Source organism: Immundisolibacter sp. (assembly GCF_041625615.1).
Classification (GTDB): domain Bacteria; phylum Pseudomonadota; class Gammaproteobacteria; order Immundisolibacterales; family Immundisolibacteraceae; genus Immundisolibacter.
In genome coordinates this window covers 1-9,903 of sequence record NZ_JBFJTF010000087.1, presented here as the reverse complement: position 1 = coordinate 9,903, position 9,903 = coordinate 1, and the positions used below count along the sequence as shown (strand labels likewise).

Here is a 9,903-nt window from a genome sequence, read left to right as displayed (position 1 = left end):
TGGGAGCACCAGGCGCTGGTACGGGCGCGGCCGGTGGCCGGCGATGAGGGGTTGGCGCAGCGTTTCGAGGCGGTGCGCCGCCAGGTGCTGTGCCTGCCGCGCGATGTGGACCGCCTGCGCAAGGACGTCGCCGACATGCGCCAGCGCATACGGGAGGGCAAGGGCCTGCCGGCGCACGGCTTCGACCTGAAACTGAGTCCGGGCGGACGCGTGGACGTCGAGTTCATCGCGCAGTACCTGGTGTTGGCCCACGCGCATGCCGAGCCGGGCCTGACCGAACCGCGCGACACCGCGGACATCCTGCGCCTGGCCGGTGAACGCGGGCTGCTGGCGACGGACACCGCCGCCGCCCTGGCCGAGGCGTTCGTGGCGCTGTGCGCACTGGAACGCCGCCAGACCCTGGACGGTGCCGGCAGTGTGGTGGAGCCACAACGGGTAGCGCCGCAGCAGGCGGCGATCAGTGCCGCCTGGCGGGAGCTGATCGAGGGCTGAGTTACATCGCCTAGGCCGCGCGCTCCGGCCGGAAGCCGTCGCGGTCGTACACCAGATGCACCGGCTCGTCGTGCAGCACGGTGTCCAGCACCACGCCGCGACCCCACAGCTGATGCAGGTAGCCGAGTGTCTTCTCGGCCTGGCCCAGTTCCAGCTCGCGGCCGTCGTAGGCATGCGTCAGGTGCAGCTTGCGCGCGCCGTCGTAGTCCGCATCGTCGATGCGGATGACCGGGAACGCCGCCATGCCGACACTGCCGATGAGGGTGTCGCGGATGTGCTGCCAGTCGTCCTCGTCGGCGACGCGCTGCACCACGTATTCGTCGTCCTCCGGCGCGAACTCGTACATGTCCATCTCGCGCATCAGTCGACCGGTCAGGAACTGACGCAGGAACGAGGCATCGCGGTCCGCCTCGCGAATGCGAAACAGCAGGGCCATGCCGTCACAGGGCCCGCCGTAGCGCTCGCGCTCCTCGGGTGTCGGGTTCTCGCAGCGGCGCAGAATGTCGTGCCACAGCTTGAAACCGAGGTAATACGGGTTGATGCCGCCCGGGTGCGGGCGCACCACCTGCGCGTGGTGAACCATGAACTCCATCTGCAGGTCGGTGGGCAGATCCAGGCTCGTCACGATGCGGTGGTGCCAGAAACTGGCCCAGCCCTCGTTCATGATCTTGGTCTCGATCTGCGGGATGAAGTACTGCGCCTCCTCGTGAACGATGGTCAGCAGGTCCTGCTCCCAACTGGCCAGATACGGGTTGTGATCGCGAATGAACAGCAGGATGTCCTCTTCCGGTTCCAGCGGCACCCGGCGCAGGTCCGGCTCCGGCAACTGGGGTGCGCGGTGGATATCCGGGTACGGGTCGTGCCGGGGGACGGCGGCGTCGATGGCCCGGGCGCGCTGTTCCGCCTCGCCGAGCTTGCGCACGCCCAGGTTTCGCCGGCAGTTGAAGGACAGCGCGTGGGCAGCGTCCAGCAGCGCCTCCACCTTGTCGATGCCGATGGCCGGGTCCTCGATGTAACGCCGCACGCGGTCGGCGCGCGACTTGAAATTGGCGACCGTCAGTTCCGGGTGGGTGTGGCGGAAGGTGAAGTTGTTCTTGAAAAAGTCGTTGTGACCGTAAACGTGGGCAATGGTCAGCACCTGCAGGCACAGCGAGTTGTTGCGCATCAGGTACGCCACCGAGGCGTCGGAGTTGATGACCATCTCGTACGGCAGGCCGCTGACGCCGTAGTCGTAGGTGGTCTTGAGCTTCTCGAACGACTTGCCGTAGGACCAGTGCGGGTAATGCGCGGGCATGCCGTGATAGGCCATGTAGCCGAGCATCTGGTCCTCATCGCAGATCTCGAACACCTGCGGGAAGCAGTCCAGGCCGAACTGCGCCGCCTTCTCGCGGATGCGCTCGTCCCAGAGCATCAGGTCGTCGACATCCCAACTACGCATGCTCGGCCTCCGTTGCCTGTGCGGCACGGTCCTTTTTCAGGAAGGCCTTCAGGCCCGGCCAGATGTCGTCCTTGGCGTGAATCGTGAGTGCATGGAAGCAGTCCGAGTCGATGCGGGCGAAGGTTTCGAGCATCGAACTTTCGAAAATGCCCCGCCCGGGAGGCTTGATCTCACCGTAACCGAACAGGTTGGCCACCTCGCAGATGGCCTCTGCCGCCTGCACGGTGCGGTCGTTGTCTCCGGGAAAGTTGTCACCGTCCGAACAGTGGAAGGCATAGATGTTCCACAGGCTCGGGTGATAACGCTCGTTGATCACTTCCAGGCACTTCTGATACGCCGACGAGATCACCGTGCCGCCGGACTCACCCTTGTGGAAGAACTCTTCCTCGGTGACCTCGGCGGCGGCCGCGTGGTGGGCGATGAACACCAGCTCGACCTCCGCGTAGCGGCTGCGCACGAACTGGTACAGCAAAAAGAAGAACGAGCGCGCCAGGTATTTCTTGGTGGTGTCCATGGACCCCGAGGTGTCCATCATGCAGATCACCACCGCATTCGACTGCGGCCGGGTGTCCGGCATCAGTCGGCGATAGATCATGTCTTCGCGGCGAAACGGGAAGCGTTGCTCCGAATCGCTGGCATCGCCCTGGCCCTGGGCAATCTGGCGCCGGATGCGCTGCAGCGCCGTACGCTTCTTGTCCAGGTGCACACGGATGCCGGCGCGCCGAAAGCCCTTTCTGTGCAGGGCATGCTCGGATGGCACCTGGCGAAGTTTCTTGCGTTCCAGGTCCGGCAGCTGCAGGTCCTCGAACATGATGTCGATCAGCTCTTCGAGGCTGATCTCGGTCTCGTAGTAATCCTGCCCGGGCTCGTTGCCGCCCTGTCCCTTGCCGGCGCCGGACTGATCCCCCTGCCCGACGCTCTGGCCGACTTCGGTGTCGCCCTCGCCGGTGCCGACGCCCGGCTGGTTCTTGCCGTAGACGAAACGGTACTCGCGGATGCCACGGATCGGCACCTTCACCATGCGGTCACCGGAACGGCCGATGATCGCTTCCTCGGCCACGATGTCGCCGATGTTCTCGCGTATCGCCTGGCGCACCTTGTGCCGGTGGCGGGCCCGATCGCCCGCGCTGCGATCCGAGCGCAGCGAGTCGCCAGAAAATGGCCGAAACTGGGAATGCAGCATGGCTATCCCTCCTGGTGGTCGGTGGCGGGTGACCGGCGCACGCGCCGGCCTCCCGGTGTGCTGCGATCGAGCACCTCAGTCCTTCCACAGATTGTTGGCGGCGTACTTGAGCACCACCTCGGCCGAGTGCTCGGTATAACCAAGTTCGATCATGCGCTCGACCAGGGTGTCGTACTTGTCCTTCTGGTCCTCGTCGCGGGTACGTGACTTGGTGACGATGCGGCTCATGTCGCGCACCGAGTGCAGCAGCTTTTTCTCCAGCGCATCGCGCAGCGGCTCGTAGGCGCGGTAATCCACCTTCTCGCCGCGCCGCGTGGCGGCCCACAGATAGGACATCACTTCCTGGCGGAAACCCTCGGCGGCGGAGCCGACGATACCGATCTGCTCCTCCACCGATTTCAGGAAGCTTTCATCCGGACGCAACTCCTCGCCGGTGTTGCGATCCTTGACCTTGGACTTGTTCACGTAGGCCTCGGCATGATCCAGGTAGTTCTGGAACAGATCCTCGGCCTGCTGCTCGAACGAGTACACGAACGCGCGCGTGACCTCCTTTTCCAGGATGTCGAGGTAGGCCTTGTGCAGCGTGTCCTGCAGAAACTCCAGGTACAGCTTCTTGGTGTCCTCGGCCAGGTCAGCGCGCTTGACCATGTCGACCAGCGCCTCGCGCACGCTGATGGGGTTGATGCCGATGTCCGGGTTGTCGGCCAGCGCGTTGTCGAGCGCCTTCATGATGAAGCGGGTGGAGATGCCGAACAGGCCCTCGCGCTGTGTCTCTTCCTGCAGCGAGCGGGCTGACAGCTTCAGCGTGGTGCCCTTCTTGACCACCTCCTCGCCGTCGTACAGGCGCAGCTTGGTCATCAGGTCACACTTGGCACTCGGCTCCAGGCGCGACAGGATGGCGAACATGCTGGCGATCTCGAGCGTGTGCGGCGCGATGTGGGCGCGGAACTGCGACTCGCGCAGCATCTTCTCGTAGATCTTGATCTCCTCGGTCAGGCGCAGGTTGTACGGCACCTTGACCACCACGATGCGGTCCATGATCGCTTCGTTGGTGTGATCGGCCTTGAATTTCTGCCATTCGGCCTCGTTGGAGTGGGCGATGATGGCGCAGTCCACGTAGACGGTGCCGTGGCGGCCGGGTGCCGGCACGAACTTCTCCTGCGTGGCGGTGATCATGGTGTGCAGGTATTCGGGCTCGTTCTTGAACACCTCGATGAACTCGACGATGCCGCGATTGCCGACGTTGAAGGCGCCTGACAGATCCAGTGCCCGCGGGTCGGACTCCGAGAAACGGTCGAGCTTGGAGATATCCACCGACCCGATCAGGACCGACGTGTCCTGGTTGTTTGGATCGACCGGCGGCACCACGCCGATGCCCTGACGGCGGTGCCGGGAGAATGCCACCCGCACCACCGGCACATCCTCGTAGCGGCCGTTGAATTCGGTGTCCAGGCGGTGCCGGCACAGCGGGCACAGCTCACCCTCGATCGACACCCCCAGCACATCCGAGAAGCTGCGACGCAGGTGCACCGGCACCAGGTGCAGCGGTTCTTCGGCGATCGGGCAGCCGTCGATGGCGTACACCGGCTCCGCCTCCTCCAGCGCCCGCTGCAACTTGACCACCAGCGAGCTCTTGCCGGCACCGACCGGCCCCATCAGGTAGAGCACCTGACGGCTTTCCTCGCCACGCAGGGCGGCCGAGTGCAGGTAACGCACTATCTGCGCGAGCGAACGCTCTATGCCGAAAAAGTCCTTCTCGAAGTAACGGTAGACCTTCAGGCGCTCGTCGCCGAACAGCCGGTTCAGACGGGGGTCGTCGGTTTCGCCCAGTTCCGTCACGCCGGCCTTGGTCACCGCCTCGAAAAGACGGGCGTGGGCCAGCTTGGCGATGCTCGGGTCTTGGCGCACCAGTTCCAGGTAGTCCAGGAACGAGCCTGTCCAGCTGTGTTCCTGACGCGCCTTGCGGTCTTCACCGATGATGTCGGCGAAAGAGCCAATCGTCGTACCCATGTAACGACCTCCGTCGTGTGTTAGCGCTGTCTGAGCCTGTGTGTCTTCCCTTGATGTTGTTGGTTGCAGTGTGTGTGACACCTGTCCTGTCACGAACCCCGCGGCCCCGCGGTCAGTCCCGGTCCACAGACCGGACGCCGCCGGAAAGATGCCGCGGCCGGATGCCGCCCTTCGGAGTGAGGGGAATCAAAAGCCGTGCCAGATTGGCACCCCCACCTCCGGTGACGCGGGCCCGCATCCTGCCGGTCGCGCCGTCCCTGGGTTGGTTTGACCCGAGTCGGCGCAGCAAGTTACCGACAATTCGCACCGTTCGGGTGCAGCACGTCGTCGGTCCCTTGGTACCGCGTTTCGCTCCCGCAGGCAAACCGGGCATCGGCTGTTACCATGGACTCTTTGCTGCCGCACGCCCGACATGGCCGCTTCCCACCTGCCCCCCCCTGCCTTCGATCGCGAAAGCGACGTCGAGATACTGGCGCAGGAAACCGTGTTCCAGGGGTACTTCCGGGTCGACCGCTACCGCCTGCGACACAAGCTGTTCGCCGGCGGCTGGAGCCGCCCGTTCCAGCGGGAACTGTTCGAACGCGGCCATGCCGCGGCAGTGCTGCCCTACGACCCGCGACGCGACAGCGTGCTGTTGATCGAACAGTTCCGCATCGGCCCGTACGCACACGGCGGCTCGCCATGGCAGGTCGAGATCATCGCCGGCATCCTGCACGAGGGTGAAACCCCGGCCGAACTGGCGCGTCGCGAAGCACTGGAAGAAGCCGGGTGCGTACTGCAACCCACGCTTGTGCCGGTTGCCGCCTATTACATGAGTCCTGGCGCCGTCAGCGAACACATGACGCTGTTCTGCGCACTGACCGACCTCGACGACGCCGGCGGCATACACGGCGTCGACGACGAAGACGAAGACATCCGCGTGCACGTGCTGGAGTTCGAGCACGCCATGGCGTGGCTGCAGGCCGGGCGTATCCAGAACAGCCCCGCCATCATCGCGCTGCAGTGGCTGGCCCTCAATCGTGCCCGGCTGCGGGCGCTGCCCTGAACACGCCGCGACAACTGCCGCACCGGCGTCGATGACCACGGGCCCCGTATCGTCAAGGCACGCCCGAGCGTGCCCGCCAGACGCCGTGCTGTTCGACCTTGATGGCACCCTGGTCGACAGCGTGCCCGACCTGACGCGCTGCGTGAATGCTGCCCTGGCACACGCAGGCCAACCGGCGGTAACCCAGGCCCAGGTCCGCGGCTGGGTCGGCAACGGCGCCTCCCGCCTGCTGCACCGCGCGCTCACCGGCCGTCGCGACGGGCACGCCCCGGCGGCCGAACACACGGCAGCCCTCGCCGTGTTCAACGCGCACTACGCTGCCGACCCCTGTCGCGACAGCCGGCTGTATCCCGGTGTTCTGGAGACGGTGACCAGGCTGCGGCGAGCCGGCGTTCTGCTGGCGGTCGTCACCAATAAGCCGTCGCAGTTCGTGGCGCCCCTGCTGGACAAACTTGGCCTCGGAGACACCTTCGCCTGCCACGTCGGCGGCGACAGCACGCCGCGCCTGAAGCCCGACCCACTGCCCGTCCGCCACGCGCTGGGCCTTGTCGAGTGCGCGGCCGATCGCGCGTTCCTGGTGGGAGATTCGCATGTCGACATGATGGCTGGCCGGGCCGCTGGCGTGGCCACCGTGGCGGTGACCTACGGCTATGATCCGGCCTGCGACTTCCGGGCGCTGGGCGCGGTGGCGGTGCTGGACCGACTCACACAGCTGCCAACGCTGTGGGGTGTGGCGGCGCCGGTCTGAGCGTGCGGCCGTGTAGCATTGCAGCGGTGCCGTCCAGCCTGTTTACCGGTGCACGCCCATGCTGACGCCTGCTTCCACCCGTTCAGCCGATGTCCTCATGCCGCGGGCGACACTGCTGGTCACGCAGCGCCCCCGCCCAGGACTCGGACGGCTGCTACCGACGCTGGAAACCCTTGGCGCGCCGGCGTTGAGCGTACTGGCGGCGCAACTCGGCGACGGCCTGCCGCCACCGTTCCACCTGATGCCCCAACACGTTGTCGTGCTCGCCACGGATGCGGCGTCGGCAGCCGCAGGCTGGCGCGCCGGCGCTGGCCTGGTGGCCGGGCTCGGCAGCGGCGGACACGCCGTGGCGCAACTGGCCGCCGGGGCCGAACTGGTACTTCAGGCACCCTCGGAGATCGGCAGCGGCCGTTTGGTACAGGCGTACTCAGACAAGTTTCGCCAACTGCCGGAGGCGGAGCTGCCGGTACCGGACGACGGCGCGCTGGCGCTGCTCCTGAACCTTGATCATTTGCTGCTGCCGACCGCCGGCCGCCTCACCGAGGGACGGCTGCCGTCCGTCTGGCACGATCTGCTGGCCGCGCTGTCGGCGCGCTATCCGACCGCTGTGGTCAGCCAGCGCTCACTCGGCGAGCTGGCTGCGCGCATACCGGAACCGTCGGTATATCTGGCCGGCAACCACGGCCTGCAGCTACGCGGCCCGACATATGCACCCGCGAGCCTGGATGCCGCGCATGACTGGCGACCGCTGCTGGACACCGTCAGCGAACGACTGACCGCCGTGGCCGCCGATTTCCCCGGCTGTCAGGTCATCCACAAGGAAGCCGCGCTGTCCGTCTGCCTGGGCGAAACGCCGCCGGCCGCCATGGCGCAGTTGCGACGCGCGCTGCTGCGCGCCCTGAGTGCATTTGAAAACCTTCAGATAGACGGCGAGCCAACCCAACTGCACATCCGCCCCGCGCTGGATTGGGACGCGGGCTCGGCCGTGGATTGGCTGCTGGCGCGCATGCAACAGGCCGTGGGCCCGTGTCGCGCGGTGTACCTGGGCCGATCCGCTTACGACGAGCCGGCGTTCCGTGCCATGCGGCGAACCGGAGGGCTCGGCGTGCTGGTGGATGCCGACGGACAAGCCACGATCGCCAGCCGCCGACTCGACAGCGCGGCGCTGCCCGCGGTGCTGGAACGGCTATTGCACTGAGCGGCGCCGCTCACTGCCGATCGTCGTCGTCACGGCGCTGGAACTCGCCCTCGATCACCTGGGTGTCGGGCGCACCGTCACCGGCATCGCCAAGCAAACGCCTCACCACGGCACGCCGCACAAGGGCCAGCTGCAGACACAGGCCGGCGACGTCGGTAATGAAGCCCGGCACGATCAACAGAATGCCACCCAGCTGCGCCAGTGCGGTGTCGAGCATGGGCGCGGCCGGCAGACCGCCACTGCCCAGACCGGCGCGCAGGCGCTGCAGGCCCAGCAAACCGCGGTAGCGCACCACCGAAATGCCCACAAACACACCGAGCACCATCAGCAAAAGGGTGTTCAGTGCTCCGATGACGGTGGCGGCCCGCAGCAGGAGGTAGATCTCCAGTAGCGGCAGGCCGAGAAACACGAAAGGCAGGGCGGAACGAAACATTGGGTGGCTGCGGAAAACGGCACAGGTCGGTGTCAGGATACCGAACGCCGCCCTGTGCCGGGACAATCAGCAGTTGCCTTTCTTCGCCTGGCCCGGCGGGCAGAAATGCCCGTGAGGGTAACGGCCACCGTACCGCGGATACTCGACGTAGCGATGCCCGTGGTGGTCACGGTCACGGTCGGTGGCGATGGCGGCGCCCGCCGCAGCGCCCACCGCACCGCCTATGATGGCCCCGTCGCGCCCTCCCACCTCGTTGCCGATGGCAGCGCCGGCGGCGCCACCGAGACCACCGCCGATGGCGGCATCCACGGTGTCACTGGCCTGGACGCCGCCCACGGCGACCACGGTCAGCAGGGCGAAACAGCAGGTCTTGATGGTCTTCATCGGCAACGCTCCTGGTGGCGATCGAACTGCACGTTGTCGGCCACGGTTGATGGATTCTTCATGTGCCCCGTCGAACACGGCGCAGGCGCAGTATGCGGATCGCTGGCTGAACGGAAACTGAACAATCTCAGCGCGCGGCCGCCAGCGACGGGTAATAGCGTTCGTTCATGCGCTGGTAGTACGCCATCAGGTTGGCGGTGCGCTGGATGCGTTCGCGAATGGGGTTGTCGATCGGCGCCCCCAGAAAGCTCATGACGAACGCGTGTGCGGTGGCGTCGGCGCTGCTGGGGCTGTCGCCGAGCAGAAAGGCCTTGTCGCCGAGCAGCACCGACAGCGCGTCCATGTCGGCAAGGCCGAAGCCGAAGATCTCGTCGCGACTGTGCCGCCCCATGCCCTGGGCGACCATGCTGCGCCGCAGTCCACGCCGCACCAGCGGCGGCACGATGGCGCTCAGCGGCCAGGACAGGTCCCTGAACAGCGCCTCGCGCACGCGGTCGAACCCGTTGTCCTCCACCCAGCGACACTGCAGCAGCACCCAGTAGGTGCTGTCGTGCAGCATGCGGTCGATGGTGTGACCACGGGCCCGCTGCTCGGCGGTGAGCTTGCCGTCGACGCGGTCGCCGTAGGTGTCCTTCAGGTGCCGGATGACCAGCTCGGAGTCGCCGATGGTGCGGCCGCCGTCACGAATGAACGGAATCTTGCCCTTCGGGCCCTTGCGGGTGTCGTTCTCGGTGATCACCTCGAACGGCAGCCCGGCCATCTTCAGATACAGCTCGAGCTTGATGCAGAACGGGCTCGGGTTGGGCAGGCCCCAGGCGGGGGCAAACTGGTACAGCTCGATCATGCGCACTCCACGGCAAACGGGGGAATCACGCCGGCGGCCACCAAGGCGCCGACGGCGGCGGCATCGTAGCCGATGCCGGCCAGTTGCGCCGCCGTGTCGGCGCCGAGTGTCGGTGCCGCCGCGGCCGG

The 9,903-nt window shown here is 66.5% G+C and carries 9 protein-coding genes and 1 pseudogene; 4 read left to right on the top strand and 6 right to left on the bottom strand.

What is annotated here, in order from left to right; translation table 11 throughout:
• Nucleotides 1-492, top strand: a pseudogene (locus tag ABYX71_RS08015) (bifunctional glutamine synthetase adenylyltransferase/deadenyltransferase); the annotation flags it as partial.
• A 10-nt stretch (nucleotides 493-502) separates the two neighbouring features.
• Here the strand turns inward: ABYX71_RS08015 and ABYX71_RS08010 are convergent.
• From ABYX71_RS08010 to ABYX71_RS08000, 3 genes are all read right to left on the bottom strand, one after another.
• Complete coding sequence (locus tag ABYX71_RS08010; protein ID WP_372695977.1) at nucleotides 503-1,930, bottom strand: SpoVR family protein; 1,428 nt, start codon at nucleotides 1,928-1,930, stop codon at nucleotides 503-505.
• A complete protein-coding gene (locus tag ABYX71_RS08005; protein ID WP_372695976.1) occupies nucleotides 1,923-3,113 on the bottom strand; it encodes a YeaH/YhbH family protein in 1,191 nt (396 codons plus the stop codon). Before ABYX71_RS08005 ends, ABYX71_RS08010 begins: the two co-directional genes overlap by 8 nt.
• Before the next feature lie 75 nt (nucleotides 3,114-3,188).
• Nucleotides 3,189-5,123, bottom strand: a complete 1,935-nt coding sequence (locus ABYX71_RS08000) for a serine protein kinase (protein WP_372695975.1) — start codon at nucleotides 5,121-5,123, stop codon at nucleotides 3,189-3,191.
• A gap of 412 nt (nucleotides 5,124-5,535) precedes the next feature.
• Between ABYX71_RS08000 and ABYX71_RS07995 the strand changes: the two genes are divergently transcribed.
• The 3 genes from ABYX71_RS07995 (at nucleotide 5,536) to ABYX71_RS07985 (ending at nucleotide 8,114) form a co-directional block, all read left to right on the top strand.
• On the top strand, nucleotides 5,536-6,168 hold the full coding sequence (locus ABYX71_RS07995; protein WP_372695974.1) for an NUDIX domain-containing protein: 633 nt from the start codon (nucleotides 5,536-5,538) through the stop codon (nucleotides 6,166-6,168).
• 85 nt (nucleotides 6,169-6,253) lie between these two features.
• Nucleotides 6,254-6,916 (top strand): phosphoglycolate phosphatase, encoded by a 663-nt coding sequence (locus ABYX71_RS07990; protein ID WP_372695973.1) that lies wholly within the window; start codon nucleotides 6,254-6,256, stop codon nucleotides 6,914-6,916.
• Nucleotides 6,917-6,974: 58 nt separating this feature from the next.
• Nucleotides 6,975-8,114 (top strand): trehalose-phosphatase, encoded by a 1,140-nt coding sequence (locus tag ABYX71_RS07985; RefSeq protein ID WP_372695972.1) that lies wholly within the window; start codon nucleotides 6,975-6,977, stop codon nucleotides 8,112-8,114.
• Between the two features lie 10 nt (nucleotides 8,115-8,124).
• Here ABYX71_RS07985 and ABYX71_RS07980 read toward each other — a convergent pair whose 3' ends face one another.
• The 3 genes from ABYX71_RS07980 to ABYX71_RS07970 all read right to left on the bottom strand — a co-directional run bounded on the left by ABYX71_RS07980 (nucleotide 8,125) and on the right by ABYX71_RS07970 (nucleotide 9,775).
• Nucleotides 8,125-8,547 carry an FxsA family protein gene (locus ABYX71_RS07980; RefSeq protein ID WP_372695971.1) on the bottom strand — a complete coding sequence of 141 codons (423 nt, stop codon included), beginning with the start codon at nucleotides 8,545-8,547 and terminating at the stop codon, nucleotides 8,125-8,127.
• Nucleotides 8,548-8,613: 66 nt separating this feature from the next.
• A complete protein-coding gene (locus ABYX71_RS07975) occupies nucleotides 8,614-8,931 on the bottom strand; it encodes a glycine zipper domain-containing protein (protein ID WP_372695970.1) in 318 nt (105 codons plus the stop codon).
• Between the two features lie 127 nt (nucleotides 8,932-9,058).
• The gene (locus ABYX71_RS07970; RefSeq protein WP_372695969.1) at nucleotides 9,059-9,775 is read right to left on the bottom strand and encodes a glutathione S-transferase family protein; all 717 of its coding nucleotides are present in this window, start codon (nucleotides 9,773-9,775) and stop codon (nucleotides 9,059-9,061) included.
• Between the last annotated feature and the right edge of the window lie 128 nt (nucleotides 9,776-9,903).